The sequence below is a fragment of the Bradyrhizobium sp. BR2003 genome (assembly GCF_009720285.1).
GTDB lineage: Bacteria > Pseudomonadota > Alphaproteobacteria > Rhizobiales > Xanthobacteraceae > Bradyrhizobium > Bradyrhizobium elkanii.
On sequence record NZ_SMYJ01000026.1, the window covers coordinates 346,252 to 362,689 of the forward strand.

General features: G+C 65.1%; 21 protein-coding genes. 17 read left to right on the plus strand and 4 right to left on the minus strand.

Features of this window, described 5'->3' with window-relative positions; all coding sequences use genetic code 11:
• Nucleotides 1-153: 153 nt before the first annotated feature.
• The 4 genes from E2I15_RS20625 (at nucleotide 154) to E2I15_RS20640 (ending at nucleotide 4,240) form a co-directional block, all read left to right on the plus strand.
• On the plus strand, nucleotides 154-936 hold the full coding sequence (locus tag E2I15_RS20625) for a thiazole synthase (RefSeq protein WP_137480509.1): 783 nt from the start codon (nucleotides 154-156) through the stop codon (nucleotides 934-936).
• Nucleotides 923-1,531, plus strand: a complete 609-nt coding sequence (locus tag E2I15_RS20630) for a thiamine phosphate synthase (protein WP_137480507.1) — start codon at nucleotides 923-925, stop codon at nucleotides 1,529-1,531. The genes E2I15_RS20625 and E2I15_RS20630 overlap by 14 nt, the downstream gene beginning before the upstream one ends.
• Nucleotides 1,532-1,554: 23 nt before the next feature.
• Nucleotides 1,555-3,453: a phosphomethylpyrimidine synthase ThiC gene (gene thiC, locus E2I15_RS20635; RefSeq protein ID WP_137480505.1), complete on the plus strand. Its 1,899-nt coding sequence runs from the start codon at nucleotides 1,555-1,557 to the stop codon at nucleotides 3,451-3,453.
• A gap of 391 nt (nucleotides 3,454-3,844) precedes the next feature.
• On the plus strand, nucleotides 3,845-4,240 hold the full coding sequence (locus E2I15_RS20640; protein ID WP_137480503.1) for a hypothetical protein: 396 nt from the start codon (nucleotides 3,845-3,847) through the stop codon (nucleotides 4,238-4,240).
• A gap of 91 nt (nucleotides 4,241-4,331) precedes the next feature.
• On the opposite strand, the gene E2I15_RS20645 is transcribed toward E2I15_RS20640, so the two are convergent.
• The gene (locus E2I15_RS20645; protein ID WP_137480501.1) at nucleotides 4,332-6,002 is read right to left on the minus strand and encodes a flavin-containing monooxygenase; all 1,671 of its coding nucleotides are present in this window, start codon (nucleotides 6,000-6,002) and stop codon (nucleotides 4,332-4,334) included.
• 154 nt (nucleotides 6,003-6,156) lie between these two features.
• Between E2I15_RS20645 and E2I15_RS20650 the strand changes: the two genes are divergently transcribed.
• Complete coding sequence (locus tag E2I15_RS20650; protein ID WP_137480499.1) at nucleotides 6,157-6,552, plus strand: hypothetical protein; 396 nt, start codon at nucleotides 6,157-6,159, stop codon at nucleotides 6,550-6,552.
• Between the two features lie 134 nt (nucleotides 6,553-6,686).
• The gene (locus tag E2I15_RS20655; protein WP_137480498.1) at nucleotides 6,687-7,208 is read left to right on the plus strand and encodes a mismatch-specific DNA-glycosylase; all 522 of its coding nucleotides are present in this window, start codon (nucleotides 6,687-6,689) and stop codon (nucleotides 7,206-7,208) included.
• A 28-nt stretch (nucleotides 7,209-7,236) separates the two neighbouring features.
• Here E2I15_RS20655 and E2I15_RS20660 read toward each other — a convergent pair whose 3' ends face one another.
• Nucleotides 7,237-7,671 carry a lipid-binding SYLF domain-containing protein gene (locus tag E2I15_RS20660; RefSeq protein ID WP_016840903.1) on the minus strand — a complete coding sequence of 145 codons (435 nt, stop codon included), beginning with the start codon at nucleotides 7,669-7,671 and terminating at the stop codon, nucleotides 7,237-7,239.
• A gap of 206 nt (nucleotides 7,672-7,877) precedes the next feature.
• On the opposite strand from E2I15_RS20660, the gene E2I15_RS20665 reads away from it, so the two are divergent.
• The 3 genes from E2I15_RS20665 to E2I15_RS20675 are packed head-to-tail and all read left to right on the plus strand — an operon-like array spanning nucleotide 7,878 to nucleotide 9,197.
• The gene (locus E2I15_RS20665; RefSeq protein WP_137480496.1) at nucleotides 7,878-8,315 is read left to right on the plus strand and encodes a YeeE/YedE family protein; all 438 of its coding nucleotides are present in this window, start codon (nucleotides 7,878-7,880) and stop codon (nucleotides 8,313-8,315) included.
• Nucleotides 8,316-8,317: 2 nt separating this feature from the next.
• Nucleotides 8,318-8,797 (plus strand): DUF6691 family protein, encoded by a 480-nt coding sequence (locus E2I15_RS20670; RefSeq protein ID WP_137480494.1) that lies wholly within the window; start codon nucleotides 8,318-8,320, stop codon nucleotides 8,795-8,797.
• 4 nt (nucleotides 8,798-8,801) lie between these two features.
• Nucleotides 8,802-9,197, plus strand: a complete 396-nt coding sequence (locus tag E2I15_RS20675; RefSeq protein ID WP_137480492.1) for a RidA family protein — start codon at nucleotides 8,802-8,804, stop codon at nucleotides 9,195-9,197.
• A gap of 302 nt (nucleotides 9,198-9,499) precedes the next feature.
• Here E2I15_RS20675 and E2I15_RS20680 read toward each other — a convergent pair whose 3' ends face one another.
• Nucleotides 9,500-10,258 (minus strand): SOS response-associated peptidase, encoded by a 759-nt coding sequence (locus E2I15_RS20680; protein ID WP_137480491.1) that lies wholly within the window; start codon nucleotides 10,256-10,258, stop codon nucleotides 9,500-9,502.
• Between the two features lie 62 nt (nucleotides 10,259-10,320).
• Here E2I15_RS20680 and E2I15_RS20685 point away from each other — a divergent pair, with 62 nt between their 5' ends.
• From E2I15_RS20685 to E2I15_RS20705, 5 genes are all read left to right on the plus strand, one after another.
• Nucleotides 10,321-10,821, plus strand: coding sequence for a hypothetical protein (locus E2I15_RS20685; RefSeq protein WP_137480489.1), 501 nt, complete (start codon nucleotides 10,321-10,323; stop codon nucleotides 10,819-10,821).
• A gap of 42 nt (nucleotides 10,822-10,863) precedes the next feature.
• On the plus strand, nucleotides 10,864-11,283 hold the full coding sequence (locus tag E2I15_RS20690) for an NUDIX hydrolase (RefSeq protein WP_137480486.1): 420 nt from the start codon (nucleotides 10,864-10,866) through the stop codon (nucleotides 11,281-11,283).
• 84 nt (nucleotides 11,284-11,367) lie between these two features.
• Nucleotides 11,368-11,745, plus strand: a complete 378-nt coding sequence (locus E2I15_RS20695; RefSeq protein ID WP_028343726.1) for a TIGR02301 family protein — start codon at nucleotides 11,368-11,370, stop codon at nucleotides 11,743-11,745.
• Entirely contained in the window at nucleotides 11,735-12,391 is a 657-nt protein-coding gene (locus tag E2I15_RS20700; protein WP_137480484.1) for an HAD family hydrolase, read from the plus strand. Before E2I15_RS20695 ends, E2I15_RS20700 begins: the two co-directional genes overlap by 11 nt.
• Before the next feature lie 155 nt (nucleotides 12,392-12,546).
• Nucleotides 12,547-12,813, plus strand: coding sequence for a hypothetical protein (locus E2I15_RS20705; protein ID WP_028332620.1), 267 nt, complete (start codon nucleotides 12,547-12,549; stop codon nucleotides 12,811-12,813).
• Between the two features lie 6 nt (nucleotides 12,814-12,819).
• On the opposite strand, the gene E2I15_RS20710 is transcribed toward E2I15_RS20705, so the two are convergent.
• Nucleotides 12,820-14,154 carry a dihydroorotase gene (locus tag E2I15_RS20710; RefSeq protein WP_137480482.1) on the minus strand — a complete coding sequence of 445 codons (1,335 nt, stop codon included), beginning with the start codon at nucleotides 14,152-14,154 and terminating at the stop codon, nucleotides 12,820-12,822.
• A 128-nt stretch (nucleotides 14,155-14,282) separates the two neighbouring features.
• On the opposite strand from E2I15_RS20710, the gene ygfZ reads away from it, so the two are divergent.
• The 3 genes from ygfZ to E2I15_RS20725 are packed head-to-tail and all read left to right on the plus strand — an operon-like array spanning nucleotide 14,283 to nucleotide 16,395.
• The gene (gene ygfZ / locus E2I15_RS20715) at nucleotides 14,283-15,164 is read left to right on the plus strand and encodes a CAF17-like 4Fe-4S cluster assembly/insertion protein YgfZ (protein ID WP_137480480.1); all 882 of its coding nucleotides are present in this window, start codon (nucleotides 14,283-14,285) and stop codon (nucleotides 15,162-15,164) included.
• A complete protein-coding gene (locus tag E2I15_RS20720) occupies nucleotides 15,161-15,787 on the plus strand; it encodes a DNA-3-methyladenine glycosylase I (protein ID WP_137480478.1) in 627 nt (208 codons plus the stop codon). Before ygfZ ends, E2I15_RS20720 begins: the two co-directional genes overlap by 4 nt.
• Nucleotides 15,784-16,395, plus strand: coding sequence for a YfbR-like 5'-deoxynucleotidase (locus E2I15_RS20725; RefSeq protein WP_028343721.1), 612 nt, complete (start codon nucleotides 15,784-15,786; stop codon nucleotides 16,393-16,395). The genes E2I15_RS20720 and E2I15_RS20725 overlap by 4 nt, the downstream gene beginning before the upstream one ends.
• Nucleotides 16,396-16,438 lie beyond the last annotated feature (43 nt).

The window sequence follows — 16,438 nt, forward strand, 5'->3', positions numbered from 1 at the left end:
GTCCCGGCCGAATGCGCGCTTGCGCACGGAGCCGGGACCCATACTCCGCGGCCCATCATTTGGGCGCCCTTGGAGACGCTTGTCGCAACAACATCCGGTCGTGGTTATGGGTCCCGGCTTTCGCCGGGACGACGGCATAGTTTGAGGAGACACATGGTCACCTTCTACGGCAAATCCTTCCCGTCCCGCCTGCTGATCGGCACGGCGCTGTATCCCTCGCCTGCGATCATGCAGAACGCGATCCGCGCCTCGGGCGCCAGCATCGTCACGGTGTCGCTGCGGCGCGAGGCGGCGGGCGGCAAGACCGGCGATGCGTTCTGGTCGCTGATCCGCGAGCTCGGCGTCACCGTGCTGCCGAACACCGCGGGCTGCCGCAGCGTGAAAGAGGCGGTGACCACCGCCAAGCTCGCGCGCGAATTGTTCGGCACGCCCTGGATCAAGCTGGAAGTGATCGCCGACAACGACACGCTGCAGCCCGACGTGGTCGGCCTGGTCGAGGCGGCCGGCATCCTGGTCAAGGACGGTTTTGAAGTCTTCCCCTATTGCACCGAGGATTTCTCGGTCGCCTCGCGGCTGGTCGACGCCGGCTGCAAGGTGGTGATGCCGTGGGCAGCACCGATCGGCAGCGCCAAGGGCATCACCAACCGCGATGCGCTGAAGCTGCTGCGCGACCGCCTGCCCGACATCACGCTGGTGGTCGACGCCGGCTTAGGGGCGCCGTCGCATGCCGCCGAGGCGCTCGAGCTCGGCTATGACGCCGTGCTGCTCAACACCGCCGTGGCCAAAGCCGCCGATCCCGTTGCGATGGCCAATGCCTTCCGCCTCGGCGTCGAGGCCGGCCGCACCGCTTACGAAGCCGGGCTGATGGAAGCCCGCGACTTCGCCTCCCCCTCCACCCCTGTCGTTGGGACCCCGTTCTGGCATGCCGTATCCTGATCCGTTCTATCCCGTCGTCGACAGCATCAAGTGGGTCGAACGACTGGCCAAACTCGGCGTCGGCACCATCCAGCTGCGCGCCAAGGAGCTCGACGATGCCGGGGCGCTGCAGATCGTCAGCGACGCGCTGGCGGTGACCAAGGGCACGCCGACCAAGCTCGTCGTCAACGACTATTGGCGCGCGGCGATCGTCGCCGGCGCCGAGCATCTGCACCTCGGCCAGGAAGACCTCGCTGAGGCCGACCTCGCCGAGATCCGCAAAGCGAAATTGACGCTCGGCGTCTCAACCCATGACGACGCCGAGCTCGCCACCGCGCTCGCCGCCAAGCCCGACTATGTCGCGCTCGGCCCGATCTTCTTCACCACGCTCAAATCGATGCGGTTCGAGCCGCAGGGCATTCCGAAGATCACCGAGTGGAAGAAGCGGATCGGCTCGATCCCCCTTGTCGCGATCGGCGGCATCAAGTTCGAGCACGCGGCCGAGATCTTCGCCGCCGGCGCCGATTCGATCGCCGTCGTCAGTGACGTCACCCAGAACCCCGACCCCGACGCGCGGGTCAAACAATGGCTCGGCCTCAGCGCCGCAGCCGCCTAACCGAATTCAACGGAGGATCCCTCATGAACATCCGCTCCAATCCCGACACAACCCGTCCCGCCGTCACCACCGGCGCGCTGCCCGCCTCGCGCAAGATCTTTGCGACGCCGGAGGCCGCACCCGATATGCGCGTGCCGCTGCGCGAAATCATGCTGTCGGAAGGCGCGGGCGAGCCGAACCTGCCGGTCTACGACACCTCGGGCCCCTACACCGACCCGAACGTCACGATCGACGTCAATGCCGGCCTGCCGCGCAATCGCCTCGCCTGGGTCAAGGAGCGCGGCGGCGTCGAGGAATATGAGGGCCGCACCATCAAGCCGGAGGACAACGGCAATGTCGGCGCCGCGCACGCCGCCAAGGCGTTCACCGCGCACCACACGCCGCTGCGCGGCCTCGACGGCCACAAGATCACGCAGCTCGAGTTCGCCCGCGCCGGCATCATCACCAAGGAGATGATCTACGTCGCCGAGCGCGAGAATCTCGGCCGCAAGCAGCAGCTCGAGCGGGCCGAGGCCGCGCTTGCCGACGGCGAAAGCTTTGGCGCTGCGGTGCCGGCCTTCATCACCCCGGAATTCGTGCGCAGCGAGATCGCGCGCGGCCGCGCCATCATTCCCTCCAACATCAACCATGCCGAGCTCGAGCCGATGATCATCGGCCGCAACTTCCTGACCAAGATCAACGCCAATATCGGCAACTCGGCGGTGACCTCGTCGGTCGAGGAAGAAGTCGACAAGATGGTGTGGGCGATCCGCTGGGGCGCCGACACCGTGATGGACCTCTCGACGGGGCGCAACATCCACACCACCCGCGAATGGATTTTGCGCAACTCGCCGGTGCCGATCGGCACGGTGCCGATCTACCAGGCGCTGGAGAAGTGCGACGGCGATCCCGTCAAGCTGACCTGGGAGCTCTACAAGGACACGCTGATCGAGCAGTGCGAACAGGGCGTCGACTACTTCACGATCCACGCCGGCGTGCGCCTCTCTTATATCCACCTCACCGCCAACCGGGTCACCGGCATCGTGTCGCGCGGCGGTTCGATCATGGCGAAGTGGTGCCTCGCGCATCACAAGGAGAGCTTCCTCTACACGCATTTCGACGAGATCTGCGATCTGATGCGGAAGTACGACGTCTCGTTCTCGCTCGGCGACGGCCTGCGTCCCGGCTCGATCGCCGACGCCAACGACCGCGCGCAGTTCGCGGAGCTCGAGACGCTCGGCGAATTGACAAAAATCGCGTGGGACAAGGGCTGCCAGGTCATGATCGAGGGCCCCGGCCATGTGCCGATGCACAAGATCAAGATCAACATGGACAAGCAGCTCAAGGAGTGCGGCGAGGCGCCGTTCTACACTCTCGGGCCGCTGACGACCGACATCGCGCCGGGCTACGACCACATCACCTCGGGCATTGGCGCTGCGATGATCGGCTGGTTCGGCTGCGCGATGCTGTGCTACGTGACGCCGAAGGAGCATCTCGGCCTGCCCGACCGCAACGACGTCAAGACCGGTGTCATCACCTACAAGATCGCGGCCCACGCCTCTGATCTCGCCAAGGGCCACCCCGCCGCGCAGCTGCGCGACGATGCGCTCAGCCGCGCCCGGTTCGACTTCCGCTGGGAGGACCAGTTCAACCTCGGCCTCGATCCGGACACCGCGAAGAACTTCCACGACGAGACCCTGCCGAAGGAAGCCCACAAGGTCGCGCATTTCTGCTCGATGTGCGGCCCGAAATTCTGCTCGATGAAGATCACCCAGGACGTCCGCGACTACGCCGCAACGCTCAACGACCCGACCGGCGTCGGCATGTCGGCCGCAGGCACCATCGAGGACGGCATGGCGCAGATGAGCGCCAAGTTCAAGGAGATGGGGTCTAGCGTGTATCTCGATGCGGACAAGGTGAAGGAAAGCAATCGGGTGTTGTGAGGCATCGCCCTCACCGCGCGTCATGCCCGGGCAACAGCGCGAAGCGCGTCTTCGCGCGGGATGACCCGGGCATCGATCGAAAAACGAAAGGCCGGGTGAAAGCCCGGCCTTTTTGCGTCTAGACCATTCGCTTGTAAATCCAAGTGCGTGTGTGCGGCTTGTAGCGGGCCGGTCACGACGGCAATCGGCTCAGGACAGCAAGCGTTCCGAAGAAACCCTTGACTTGGATCAACGAAAAATCCGCGATCTCATCGCTTGCTATGACGGTCAAAAGCGATAAAGGTCGCGTCGGGGATATTACCCCTGCCCTCAAATAGACGATTGAGCGCCAATTCCACGTTCGTTTCGCAGAGAGTCCAGTAGCCTAATGACCATTTGATTGGAGAGTTTCATGAGAACCCTCAATGCCGTGCTATTCGTATTTCTCGTTGCGCAAGCAGCCTCGACACAGGCTGCGGATTTGAACGGAGCTTGGACGATCGACGCCTCGGCTTGCAACCAAGTCTTCACCAAGGAGAACAACAAGCTCGCGTTCAGGAAAGATGCCGATCTCAACGCGGGTGGCCTGATCGTCCAGGGCAAGCAAATCACCGGCACGTTTCAAAAATGCACTGTCAAATCGTTGCATGATGACGGACAGAATGTCCGCGTGATTGCGGCATGCTCGGACGGCGTTGCGGTTTCGGACACGGCATTCGACATAAAGCTGTCTGGAGAGAACAAGATCATACTCAGCTCCAAGGAACCGGTGCCCGTGGAGACGCCGTATGTTCGCTGCTCGATGTGATATTCGGCGGCGACGGCCTGAGAGTAACGCGGATGATCGACTAGCGAAGGTCCTAAGCCGTGCTTTGCACGGGACCATTGGCTAACCTACCCTATGACGCCGTCGCGCCAACGGTCGCTTGCGCGCCGCCCCGCACGCCTCCACCAAAATCAATCTCCCGATACCCCTCCGCCGCTACCCCGTTGATGATCCCCAAAAACTTCGGCGTGCCGCCGTTGTAGACGAAGTAGCGGACCGTCCCCTCCTCGTGGCCGGCGACGTTGGAGTTGTAGCCGGTAAACCACGACTTGGCTTTGCGCATCAGCATGATCTCGTACATCTTGACGACATGCGCGGTCCAGCGCTGCTGCGCCTCCAGCGGGGCGTCGGCGCGGGTCAGGCCGCGATCCCACATGTATTGCAGCAGGTTGGTGCACCAGTTGACGCCGTTCTCGATGCCGCGCGGGAAGTTGGTCGAAGCGGAGGCGCTTTGCGGGCCGGTCGGCATCAACAGGTTCGGGAAGCCGTGCACGAGCATGCCGAGGAAGGTCGACGGCGCATGCTTCCATTTGTCGGCCAGCCGCTCTCCGCCGACGCCCCTGATATCGATCAGGTCGTAGGCGCCGGTGATGGCGTCGAAGCCGGTGGCGTAGACGATGATGTCGAAATCGTAGTCGCGCGCCGTGGTGCGCAGGCCTTTCTCGGTGACGCGGACCAGCGGCGTCTCGGAGAGATCGACGAGTTGCACGTTGTCCCGATTATAGGCTTCGAAATATCGCGTCTCCAGCGGCAGGCGCTGCACGCCAAAACCGTGATCCCGCGGGATCAGCTTCTCGGCGACATCAGGATCGTTCACACGCCGGCGGATACGGCCCGCGATATATTCCGAGAGCTCCGCATTGGCGGCTTCGTCCATGAAGATCTCGCGGAAGTTCGCGAGCCAGATGCCGAAGCCGGGCTCGTCGTAGAGCTTGTCCCACAGCTTAAGCCGCTCCTCGCGGCTCACCTCGTAGAATCCGCGCTTGTCGGGGCCATGGACAAAACTGCCCGGCGTCAGCGCGCAGGCAGCAAAAATCTCGTCATAGCGGGCGCGGATGTCGGCCATCTCCTGGTCGGAGATCGCGGAGTTGTTGAGCGGCGCGCTCCAGTTCGGCCGGCGCTGAAACACCGTGAGCTCGCCGACCTTGTCTGCGATCTCGCCGATCAGCTGGATGCCGGTCGCGCCGGTACCGATCACGGCGACCTTCTTGCCGGCGAGATCGACCGGCTCATGCGGCCAATAATAGGTGTGGAACGAGCGGCCCTTGAAGTCATCGATTCCGGGCACGCGCGGCATGGTCGGCGCCGACAGCAACCCGATCGCGAGCACCACGAAGCGGCAGGTCAGTTCGCGGCCGTCACTGATCCTCAATTGCCAGAGATCGCGCGTCTCGTCGAACTGCATGGTCTCGACCTTGCAATTGAATTGCATGTGCTTGCGCAGGTCGAACTTGTCGGCGACGTAGTTGAGATAGCGCAAATTCTCGGGCTGGCCCGAGAAGCGCTCCTTCCAGTGCCACTCGTCGAGCAGCTCGCGCGAGAACGAGAAGCCGTAGGTGTAGCTCTCGGAATCGAAGCGGCAGCCCGGATAGCGGTTCCAGTACCAGGTGCCGCCGAGATCGGGCGCGGCTTCGAGCAAGGTGGCGTCGATGCCGAGATCGGCCAGCCGCTTGATCTGGTAGATGCCCGCGACACCGGCGCCGACCACGATCACCTCAAAGTGGGTTTTCGCCTCTCCCGTCATGTCCGCTCCCGAATTCTTCTTGATCTGTTTGGCTGGATTACAGACCCTTTTGCACCTGCAGGCAACCGCGCGCGAGCGGGCGCGACTTGCGTTGAGGCGCTGCCTGCACCACATCGATCACTGCAATTCACCAAATGCAGTCCGGGCAAGTGACATGACCGACAATCTCACCGGCGTCTGGGACGGCAGCTATGTTCAGCCGAGCGGCATGGTCACGTTCCTGGCGACGCTGATCGACGCCGGCGGCGCGCTCGGCGGCAGCGTGACCGAACCGTGCGTGACGCCGGGCTGTCCGATCAGCACGCACAATGCCTCGCTCGCGGGCCATCGCTCCGGCAGCGCTGTTACGTTCGTCAAACGCTACGAGCCGCCGGGCTACGGCTATGACACCGTGCACTATGAAGGCGCGGTCAATGCCGACGCGACCGAGATCGACGGCCGCTGGAGCATCCGCGGCACGGCGTTCTCGGGCACGTTCCTGATGGTGCGCGCGACCGGACCGTCGCAAGCGGTCACGACGGAAGAAAGGATCAAGGAGCCGGTACGCTAGCCCGTGACGAAGTTTGGTTGAATGGGTCTTGCGAGAGAGCCCGCACCCCAGCCCTCCCCCGCGGAAAGGGCGCGCAGCTCCTTCGCGGCTGCTACTCAACTCTGTCTCATCAATGCTCTATTGACCCTTCCGAGATGCCCGATCACAACCACCACCGCCTCCCCGACCAGCTCCGCGCCAATCTGCGCCTGGTGTTCGTCGGCACCGCGGCGAGCACGCGGTCGGCCGCCGTCGGGCATTATTACGCGCATCCCGGCAACCGGTTCTGGCGCGCGCTGCATGAGGCCGGCATCACGCCGCGGCGCTATCGGCCGGACGAATTCGCCGCGCTGCTCGCGCTTGGTATCGGCTTCACCGATCTCTCCAAGACCGGCGCCGGGATGGATCACGAAATCAGCAGGCAGTCGTTCGACGTCGTCGGCTTCAGGGCGAAGATCGCGACCTACCGGCCGAAGACTGTCGCCTTCACCAGCAGGAAGGCGGCGAGCCTGTTTTACAACAGGCCGACCACCGCGCTCGTGCCCGGCCGGCAGCCATCAATGAACGGCTTTCCGGAAGTGTTCGTGCTGCCGTCGCCATCAGGCGCGGCCTCGGGGCATTGGACCTTAAAGCCGTGGCGCGAGCTCGCCGAGTGGATCACGGAATCGGATGGGTAGAGCCCGCGGACGAAGCCCGCGCGCCCCCCTACTCCTTCAACGTGATCGCAAGCCCGCTGAGGTCGACATTGGCCATCAGGCCGACCTGCTTGCCGCTCAGCTCGAGCACCGCGCCGTTCGGGTTGGTCAAAAGGATGCCGCGCACGCCGGCGCCGAGCGCAACGCCCATGCCCGCCGCGGCATAGACGCCGTTGATGTCCTGCGGACGGCGGATATTGCGCACCCGCCCCTGCAACGTGGTCTGGGAGCCGCCGAACACGAGGCCATAGTCCAGCCCCCCGGCCGTGAGCCCATAGGTCTGGCCGTGGAAGGTCATGACGCCCTTGCCGGCGGAGCCGCCGAACACCCAGCCGCCCTTGAAGATCACGAGCGTCACCGCGCCCTCGTCAGCCAGGGCGGCGGACGTTCCGGTGAGCATCGCCAGCGCGAGCAGCGCGGCGCGGGCGACGGATGGCAGTCTCATGGGAGTTCTCCGGACGAAGTGAGAGCGAATCGCGGCAACCCAACCGACCGGCGGCACCACTGAAATGCCGCGAAACATGCGGGATTGCGCTTGTTCCTGATGGCGCGGAGTCTATCATCGGCGCCGCAGCCGCGCGACCACCGGCGCATGCGCGCCCACCGCTTTGCCGGATCGCTGAGGAGTTTGCGCAACAGGGATCTGCATCGATGCACGATTTCACCCCACTTTCCGGCCTTGCCGGCGGCGCGCTGATCGGGCTTGCCGCCGCGCTCTTGATGCTGCTGACCGGGCGAATCGCCGGGGTCACCGGCATCGTCGGCGGCGCGCTGCAGGCCGATACCGCCGACCGCGGCTCCGACCGATCCTGGCGCATCGCGTTCATCGCGGGACTGATCGCAGCGCCCCTGATTGCGGCGCTGTTCGGCGCGCCGCTGCCGCGGCCGGCGATGAATGCGAGCCTTGTGGTCGTCGCGATCGCGGGCGCGCTGGTCGGATTCGGCACGAGGATGGGCAATGGCTGCACCTCGGGCCACGGCGTCTGCGGCTTTGCGCGGCTGTCCGGCCGCTCAATCGTGGCAACGTGCATCTTCATGCTGACGGCGATCGTAACCGTTGCGATCGCACGGCACGGGATCGGAGGGTAGCGATGCCGGTGCTTGCCAGTTTTATCTGCGGCCTGATCTTCGGCGCGGGGCTTCTGATCTCCGGCATGACCGATCCGCAGAAGGTGCTCGGCTTCCTCGATCTGTTCGGCGCGTGGGACGCGACGCTCGCCTTCGTGATGGCGGGCGCGGTTGCGGTCGCGGCACCCGGCTTTGCGATCGCGCGGCGGCGCGCCGCGCCGGCGTTCTCGGCGCGCTTCCTCTGGCCCGACCGCCGTGACATCGATGCACCGCTCGTTGCCGGCGCGGTGCTGTTCGGCATCGGCTGGGGCCTCGTCGGCATCTGCCCAGGGCCGGCATTGGTCAATCTCGCCGGCCTCTCGCTGCCGGTCGTGGTGTTCGTCGTCGCGATGCTCGCAGGCATGATCGGCCAGAATCTCTTCGGCAGCAATCTTTGGCGCCGACGTGCAGCGGCGCCGCGCGCCATCGAAACGTCTCCCCTTCCATCTCACGCAGACGGGTGACCCAATGACTGAAAAGACAGCCATCAAGCACTTCCCTCCTCCGCCCGGCGTCCAGGCGCCGCCACTCTCGTTCGGCGCCCGCGTCGGCGATTTGTTGTTCATCTCCGGCATTCCCGGCTTCGACGCCAATCGCGATCTGCCCGACGGCTTCGAGGCGCAGTTCGCCAATGTCGTGACCAATTTCAAGCGCGTGCTGAATGAAGCGGGCGCGACGATGCGCGATCTCGTCAAGGTCAACGTGCTGCTGACGCGCGCCAGCGACGTCGCGACGATGAACGCGCTTTATGCCGGCGCGTTCGGCCCCGCGCCCTACCCCGCTCGCACCACCTGCGTGGTGGTGGCGCTGCCCAATCCGAAGATGCTGATCGAGATCGAGGGCGTGGCACACGTGAAGGGGTGATGCGGGGATCGTCGCCGTAATGGTAGGGCGGGTTAGCGGCTTCACGTCGCAAGAATGCGAATGTGTGACTCACAGCGAGCCACAAACTCGATGTCGTCCCGGGCAAGCGAAGCGCGACCCGGAACCCCATAGCCACCAATGCCACTTGCTTTGCAATGCTGGAGCCACAGCGCGCTTCGACAGCTAAACCCTGTGGTTATGGGTCCCGGCCCCCGTGCGCAATTGCGCACTAGGCCGGGACGACGATGTGGAGAAACGTAGGTACAAATCCACACCGCGCAGCGCGCGGCTTCAGATGCTCCTCAAAACAAAGATCCCTGCCCGTCGTCCTCGCGCACTGTCGCCTTTCTTGGCGCGGCCTTCTTCGGCTGCGCGTCCTCCGCGGCGATTTCCTCCGCGGTCATCGGCAGCAGCAATTGCGCATCGTCGTTGGCGACGGCATTGACGCGCATCGTCACCTGGTGCCAGGCGAACTCGCCGATCTCGGGGCCCTTCAGCATCGGCATCACGTCGTCGACATCGTTCGGCAGGCAGTCGAGCCAGCGCGCGAATTGCTCGGGCCTGATCGTGACCGGCACGCGGTGATGCAATTGCGCGAGGTCGGGGCTCGCGGGCGCGGTGACGATCGCAACCGTGTCCTGCTCCTCGCCGTTCGGCCCCATCCAGGTCTCGGCGAGCGCGGCGAAGGCGAGCGGATGGCCGTCGCGGCGATGGATGAAGAACGGCCGCTTGCGGCCGCCGGCGTCCTGCCATTCGTAGTAGCCGTCGGCCGGGATCAGCGCGCGGCGCCGCTTGATCGCGTTCTTGAATGCGGGCTTCTCGCGCACCGTTTCGGAGCGCGCGTTGATCAGGAGCGAGAAGGTCCTGGGGTCCTTGACCCAGGACGGGATCAGGCCCCAGCGCATCAATTGAAAATGCCGGCCGCCATTCTGCAGCAGCACCACCGGGATCGGCTGGGTCGGCGCAACATTATACCGCGGCGGAAAATTCGGCTGCTCGATATAGCCGAACATTTCGCGCAAGGCCGCCGGCGGCGAGGTAATAACGAAGCGTCCGCACATTTGCCGTCCAGAGTGGTATCCGTTTATTCTGCCTTAACTTGGACCGTTAAAGACTGCGATCAATGACCTCAACGGCCGCCATAGCGGGCTCTTCCCCGCGACCGACGTATCCCGACGAGGTGCGGGCGGCGCTGTTGCGCGCCGCCAACATCAATCCCCGCACCGGGCTTGCCACCGACTACCTCAATCACTTCAACGAAGCCATCATGCTGCTGGAGATGGTTCCGGACCTGCCGGAATGCGCCAGCGATTTCCTCGAATGGCAGCCCCTGTCCTATGCCGAGCATTTCACCGCGTCCAATTTCCGGGCGCGCGATCTCGCGATCGAGGCCTATGAGACCGCGGACGCCGCAATCCGGGCCGAATTCGACCAGCTCACCGACAGCATGACGAAGATCCTGACCGAGGTCGGGGCGGCGATGCGGCAGTTGCAGCAGGACAAGAGCCGGGTCGCACTCGCCGAGCAGGCGATCGTCTGGGTCAAGCCGCTGGTGATGCTGACCGCCGGTATCATCAACGGCGCCGCAGAGGCCGATGTCGACAGCATCATGGCGGGCGCCTGAGTTATCGGGCATGATGGTTTTCACAACCGGCTGCCAATCGCCTTGACCTCTCCCGAACCTCCGATCCGCCCGCAACTCGCCGTATCAGGCGTGATTTTCCGCGACGGCAAGGTGCTGCTGGTGCGCCGCGCCCGCTCGCCGGGCAAGGGCTTCTATTCGCTGCCCGGCGGCCGGGTCGAGTTCGGCGAGACGCTGCACACCGCCCTGCACCGGGAGATCGACGAGGAGACCGGTCTCAAAGTCGAGATCCTCGGCCTCGCCGGCTGGCGCGAGGTGCTGCCGACCGGCCCCGGAGGCGGACATTACCTGATCATGACCTTCGCGGCGCGCTGGGCGTCCCGCGAGCCCCACCTGAACGACGAGCACGACGATTTCAAATGGCTGGCGCCGGAGGAGATCGGCGACCTCAAGGTCACCGGCGGCCTGCATGAGGTCATTGCGGCCGCCCGGCGGCTGGTTTGAGGCCCGTTTTGGCGGCTTTGGCGGGTCCTGCCGCCTTGCCTCGGGCGCATTGAGGGGGCATACCACCGCCATCCGGAACCCCTGATGATCAGAGCCTTTCTCGCCGTTGTGATCCTGATGTCGGCATGCCTTGCGACGCCCGCCCGGGCGCAGGACGCGGCTGCGCCGTTCGACGGCGATTTGCAGCGGCTGGCCGAGATCCTCGGCGCCCTGCATTATCTGCGCGGCATCTGCGGCTCCAACGAGGGCGCCAAATGGCGCAACGAGATGCAGGCGCTGATCGATGCCGAGACTCCCTCCGGCGACCGCCGCGCCCGCATGATCGCGGGCTTCAACCGCGGCTACAACGGCTTCCAGCAGACCTACCGGACCTGCACGCCCGCGGCCACCGTGGCGATCCGCCGGTACATCGAGGAGGGCTCGAAAATCTCCCGCGACCTGACGGCCCGCTATGCCAACTGAACGGGCGATCTTCTTCGACCTCGACGGCACCCTGACCGACCCGAAGCCCGGCATCACCGGCTCGATCCAGTACGCGCTGGAAAAGCTCGGCCGCCCGGTTCCCTCGCAAGATGACCTGACCTGGTGCATCGGGCCGCCGCTCAGGGCGAGCTTTGCGATGCTGCTCGGCGGCGAGGAGCTCGCCGATCGCGCGGTCGAGCTCTACCGCGAAAGATTCGGCGATGTCGGGCTGTTCGAGAACGCGGTCTATCCCGATATCGCGGAGGTTCTGGCCGAGCTGCGTCAGGCGCCGGGCCGGATGTTCGTGGCGACCTCGAAGCCGCATGTGTTCGCGACGCGGATCATCGCGCATTTCGGCCTTGGCGGCTATTTCGACCACGTGTTCGGCTCTGAGTTCGACGGAACCCGGGTCAATAAGGTCGACCTGCTCGCCTATGCGCTGGCACAGACCGGGGCCGATCCGGACAAATCCCTGATGATCGGCGACCGCAGCCACGATGTGATCGGGGCGAATCGAAACGGCATCCGGGCGATCGGCGTCACCTATGGCTACGGCACGCCGGAAGAGCTGACCGAGGCCGGCGCCAGCCATCTCTGCGCCACGCCGCGCGCGGTGCTGGACCATATCCACAGCTCATTCGGCTGATCGCGGCCCGGATATCCGGAATTCCCCTTTAAATGCCGAGGCGGCCGTTAACCTTTTCGAAAGATGTGGGCTAGGCGGTACCCGCATGCGTGATACATCTCGCACGTCGCAGTGGTTCGCTCCTCGGACCGCGCGCAGTCATTTTGCAGAGTTTCATGCGCCATCCAGCGTCCTTCCCCCATCACCAAGACCCGCGACCCGACCACGAGCAGAAGCAGGCCGCGCTGGGCTACCTGAACGAGGCCTGGGCTGAAGCACGTCACGACGGCGTCGATGGCGACTGCCTCGCGCAGGCGAGCCTGTTCGCGGCGCTGGCCGAGCTCGTCGGCACCTATGGCGAGGACGCGGTGGCGAAATTCGCCGAGGGCCTCGCCGCGCGCGTGCGCAACGGCGAGTTCTCGCTGGCATTGGCCCGACAGTAAGATCCGCTACTGCTTCAGCGCCTCGAGGAACCGGACCGGTTCACCGGTGGACGGTGTCGTGACTTCGCCCTGCCACATCACCCGCCTGCCGCGCACGAAGGTACCCACCGGCCAGCCCTGCACCCGCACGCCGTCATAGGGCGTCCAGGCGGCGCGCGAGGCGATCCATTTGTTGGTGATGGTCTCGCTCCGCTTCAGGTCGACGATGGTGAAGTCGGCATCGTAACCCGCCGCGATGCGACCCTTGCAGGCGATGTTGAACAGGCGCGCGGGCCCCGCGCTGGTGAGATCGACGAAGCGCTGTAGCGACAGCCTCCCGGCATTGACGTGATCGAGCATCAGCGGCACCAGCGTCTGCACACCGGTCATGCCCGACGGCGAGGCCGGATAGCTCTTGGCCTTCTCCTCCAGCGTATGCGGCGCGTGATCCGAGCCGAGCACGTCGATGATGCCCTGCTCGATGCCGTACCAGATGCCGGCGCGATGGTCGGCCGAGCGCACCGGCGGGTTCATCTGGGCCAGCGTGCCGAGCCGCTCGTAGCACTCCGGCGCGGCCATGGTGAGATGATGCGGCGTCGCCTCGCAGGAGGCGACATCCTTGTGGTCGCGCAGATACAGAATCTCTTCCTTGGTCGAGATGTGCAGCACGTGGATGCGCTTGCCGGTCTCGCGCGCGAGATTGACCAGGCGCTCGGTCGCCATCAGCGCAGCGGTCTCGTCGCGCCACACCGGATGCGAGCGCGGATCGCCCTCGTTCCGCAGCGGCTTGCGCTCGTTGAGGCGATATTCGTCCTCGGCGTGAAACGCGGCGCGGCGCCGGATCACCTGAAAGATCCGCCGCAGGCTCTCGTCGTCCTCGACCAGCAGCGCGCCGGTGGAGGAACCGATGAATACCTTGACGCCGGCGCAGCCCGGGGCGCGCTCGAGCTCCGGCAGATCCTGCACGTTCTCGCGGGTGCCGCCGATGAAGAACGCGAAATCACAATGCATGCGATGGCGGCCGCGCTTGATCTTGTCGGTGAAGGCCTCCTCGGTGACCGTCAGCGGATTGGTGTTCGGCATCTCGAACACGGCGGTGACCCCGCCCATCACAGCGCTGCGCGAGCCGGTCTCGAGGTCTTCCTTCTGGGTCAACCCGGGCTCGCGGAAATGCACCTGGGTGTCCATCACGCCGGGCAGGATGTGCAGGCCCTTGCAGTCGATCACCTCGCCGGCCGAGGCCTGACCGAGCGAGCCGATCGCGGCGATGCGGCCGCCCGCGATACCGATATCGCGCACGCCCTCGCCGTCCTGATTGACCACAGTGCCGGATTTTAGAATGGTGTCAAAATGCTGATTCATCGGTCCTCGACGCCCGCTTTCGGCTGTCGCGCGGGCCTTGTTCGGCGCACTCTAGCGCCTTAGCTTGGCAGGGGATATCGCGGCCTGCGCGTTTCCCAAGGAACTTGGAAAAAGAGCCAATTTTGCGAATGAAAGCAGCGTTTCTTCCAGATCGGGGCGTGGTCAAGGTCTCTGGCGAGGACGCCCGCAACTTCCTCAACGGCCTCATCACCGCCGATATCGCCGAGCTGCGCGCGGGACAGGCCCGGTTTGGCGCGCTGCTGACGCCGCAGGGCAAGATCATCGTCGATTTCCTGATCACCGAGATACCCTCCGGCCATGGCGGCGGCTTCCTGATCGACGCGCCGCGCGCGCTCGCCAAGGGCCTTGCCGACAAGCTCGGCTTCTACAAGCTGCGCGCCAAGGTCGTGGTCGAGGACCTTTCCGACAGCCTCGGTGTGCTGGCAGCCTGGGATGGCGAGCCGGCGGCGACACCAGATCTCGAGTTCGCCGATCCGCGCAACCCAGCGCTCGGCTGGCGCATCCTGATCCCTGAAGATTTGAAGCAGAAGCTGGCTGAGCTGATCGGCGCCGATCTCGTCGACTCTGGCGCCTATGAGGCGCATCGGATCGCCACCGGCGTGCCGCGCGGCGGGCTCGACTTCATGTATGGCGACGCCTTCCCGCACGAAACCAATATGGACCGCCTCAACGGCGTCGATTTCGACAAGGGCTGCTATGTCGGGCAGGAGGTGGTGTCGCGCATGCAGCACCGCGGCACGGCGCGCACTCGCACAGTGAAGATCATTCTCGATGGCCCCGCGCCAGAGGCTGGCGCAACGATCCTGGCCGGCGACAAGCAGGTCGGCACCATCGGCTCGACCGCTGGCGAGAATGGTCTCGCGCTGGTCCGCATCGACCGCGTCGCCGACGCGCTCGACGCCGGCGTGTCGCTGACCGCGGGCGGGCTGTCGCTTCACCTCGCCGAACCTGACGCCGTCCGCATCACACCCAAGCAGACCGTCGCATGAGCCGTACCGCGCAACTGCATCCCGACGGCAAGACACGGTGCCCCTGGCCGGGCGAGGATGCGTTCTACGTCGCCTATCACGACAATGAATGGGGCGTGCCGGAATATGACGACCGCGCCCTCTATGAAAAGCTGATCCTCGACGGCTTCCAGGCCGGCCTGTCCTGGATCACGATCCTGCGCAAGCGCGAGAACTTCCGCAAAGCCTTCGACGATTTCCAGCCCGAGAAGATCGCGCGCTACAACGACAAGAAGGTGCACGCGCTGATGAACGACGCCGGCATCGTCCGCAATCGCGCCAAGATCGAAGGCGCGGTGGCGAGTGCGAAAGGGTATCTGGAGATCATGGAGAAAGGCCCGGGCTTCTCGAAATTCCTGTGGGACTTTGTCGACGGCAAGCCGAAGGTCAATCAGTTCAAGACCACCGCGAGCGTGCCGGCCTCGACGCCGGTCTCGATCAAGGTCTCCAGGGAACTCGGCGCGCGCGGCTTCAAGTTCGTCGGCCCCACCATCGTCTACGCCTTCATGCAGGCGACCGGCATGGTCAACGACCACCTCGTCACCTGCTTCTGCCACGAAGCCTGCAGCGGCAAGCTCCGCACGCCGCGGCTCAAGAAAAAATGACGGCGCGCAAATCGACGGAGACAACCCGCGCCTGGCAGCGGATGTTGTCCGGACGCCGGCTGGACCTACTCGATCCGTCACCGCTCGACATCGAGATCGTCGACATCGCGCACGGGTTGGCGCGGGTCGCGCGCTGGAATGGCCAGACCAGCGGCGCGCACATCTTTTCGGTGGCGCAGCATACGTTGCTGGTCGAGGCGGTGATGCGCCAGCAGATGCCGCGCGTCGACATCAGCCATCGTCTCGCCGCACTGCTGCATGACGCACCCGAATATGTCATCGGCGACATGATCTCGCCGTTCAAGGCGGTGCTGTCAGGCGAATACAAGGTGGTGGAAAAGCGGCTGTTGTCGGCGATCCATGTCCGCTTCGGCCTGCCCGCCGTGCTGGCGGACGAGATCACCCAGCAGATCAAGGCCGCCGATCGCGGCGCCGCGTATCTGGAGGCGACGCATCTGGCGGGATTTTCGCAAGCCGAGGCCAAGCGGCTGTTCGGCCGCGATCCGGAACTGCCCGAAGCGACCGAACGCGACTATCTGACGCCGTGGACCGCAGCGCGGGCCGAAAAGCAGTTCCTCGAGCGCTTCAAGGCATTGCACGCGTCGTAGGCGCGGCACCCGTGCCGCCGGTTGCGCCGCAAAACGCAGAATC

Bases quoted from the DNA above. Each gene is read 5' to 3' on its own strand.
- E2I15_RS20625 (WP_137480509.1), top strand. From the start codon at position 154: ATGGTCACCTTCTACGGCAAATCCTTCCCGTCCCGCCTGCTGATCGGC.
- E2I15_RS20630 (WP_137480507.1), top strand. From the start codon at position 923: ATGCCGTATCCTGATCCGTTCTATCCCGTCGTCGACAGCATCAAGTGG.
- thiC (WP_137480505.1), top strand. From the start codon at position 1,555: ATGAACATCCGCTCCAATCCCGACACAACCCGTCCCGCCGTCACCACC.
- E2I15_RS20640 (WP_137480503.1), top strand. From the start codon at position 3,845: ATGAGAACCCTCAATGCCGTGCTATTCGTATTTCTCGTTGCGCAAGCA.
- E2I15_RS20645 (WP_137480501.1), bottom strand. From the start codon at position 6,002: ATGACGGGAGAGGCGAAAACCCACTTTGAGGTGATCGTGGTCGGCGCC.
- E2I15_RS20650 (WP_137480499.1), top strand. From the start codon at position 6,157: ATGACCGACAATCTCACCGGCGTCTGGGACGGCAGCTATGTTCAGCCG.
- E2I15_RS20655 (WP_137480498.1), top strand. From the start codon at position 6,687: ATGCCCGATCACAACCACCACCGCCTCCCCGACCAGCTCCGCGCCAAT.
- E2I15_RS20660 (WP_016840903.1), bottom strand. From the start codon at position 7,671: ATGAGACTGCCATCCGTCGCCCGCGCCGCGCTGCTCGCGCTGGCGATG.
- E2I15_RS20665 (WP_137480496.1), top strand. From the start codon at position 7,878: ATGCACGATTTCACCCCACTTTCCGGCCTTGCCGGCGGCGCGCTGATC.
- E2I15_RS20670 (WP_137480494.1), top strand. From the start codon at position 8,318: ATGCCGGTGCTTGCCAGTTTTATCTGCGGCCTGATCTTCGGCGCGGGG.
- E2I15_RS20675 (WP_137480492.1), top strand. From the start codon at position 8,802: ATGACTGAAAAGACAGCCATCAAGCACTTCCCTCCTCCGCCCGGCGTC.
- E2I15_RS20680 (WP_137480491.1), bottom strand. From the start codon at position 10,258: ATGTGCGGACGCTTCGTTATTACCTCGCCGCCGGCGGCCTTGCGCGAA.
- E2I15_RS20685 (WP_137480489.1), top strand. From the start codon at position 10,321: ATGACCTCAACGGCCGCCATAGCGGGCTCTTCCCCGCGACCGACGTAT.
- E2I15_RS20695 (WP_028343726.1), top strand. From the start codon at position 11,368: ATGATCAGAGCCTTTCTCGCCGTTGTGATCCTGATGTCGGCATGCCTT.
- E2I15_RS20700 (WP_137480484.1), top strand. From the start codon at position 11,735: ATGCCAACTGAACGGGCGATCTTCTTCGACCTCGACGGCACCCTGACC.
- E2I15_RS20705 (WP_028332620.1), top strand. From the start codon at position 12,547: ATGCGCCATCCAGCGTCCTTCCCCCATCACCAAGACCCGCGACCCGAC.
- E2I15_RS20710 (WP_137480482.1), bottom strand. From the start codon at position 14,154: ATGAATCAGCATTTTGACACCATTCTAAAATCCGGCACTGTGGTCAAT.
- ygfZ (WP_137480480.1), top strand. From the start codon at position 14,283: ATGAAAGCAGCGTTTCTTCCAGATCGGGGCGTGGTCAAGGTCTCTGGC.
- E2I15_RS20720 (WP_137480478.1), top strand. From the start codon at position 15,161: ATGAGCCGTACCGCGCAACTGCATCCCGACGGCAAGACACGGTGCCCC.
- E2I15_RS20725 (WP_028343721.1), top strand. From the start codon at position 15,784: ATGACGGCGCGCAAATCGACGGAGACAACCCGCGCCTGGCAGCGGATG.